The organism is Salinimicrobium oceani (assembly GCF_012037645.1).
On sequence record NZ_JAAVJR010000527.1, the window covers coordinates 1 to 479 of the forward strand.

Genomic DNA, 479 nt, shown 5'->3' on the forward strand with positions numbered 1-479 from the left:
TGAATGGTTCGGAAATAGTAAAACGGCAGCAGATATTGCCGATATGTGGATACATGAGGGCTTCACCTCCTATTCGGAAGCTGTTTACAGTGAATGTCGCTGGGGGAAAGAAGAGGCTCTTGAGTACCTGCAGGGAACAAGAGGTGGTATCGGGAACAAAAACCCTATAAGCGGAAATTACGGTGTCAACAATGAAGGCTCGGGTGATATGTATGCCAAGGGCGCAAACCTGCTGAACACCATCCGCAGCATCTATGACAATGACGAGCTGTGGTGGAAAACCTTAAAAGATTACACTGAAACTTACCGTCACAAGATCATAACAACAGAAGAAACTGAGAACTATTTTAATGCGGCAATATCCTATGATCTAAAGCCTGTTTTAGATCAGTATCTTCGGAATGCCGCTCTTCCTTCGCTACAGTTTCGGAAAAAAAATGGAAAGGTACAATATCGCTGGCAGGCCGATGTAGAAGGAT

At 44.5% G+C, this 479-nt stretch carries 1 protein-coding gene; it reads left to right on the top strand.

Annotated elements, in window-relative coordinates:
* The coding region (locus tag HC175_RS18065; RefSeq protein WP_168139640.1) for a M1 family aminopeptidase at positions 1–479 on the top strand (479 nt) is incomplete at both ends.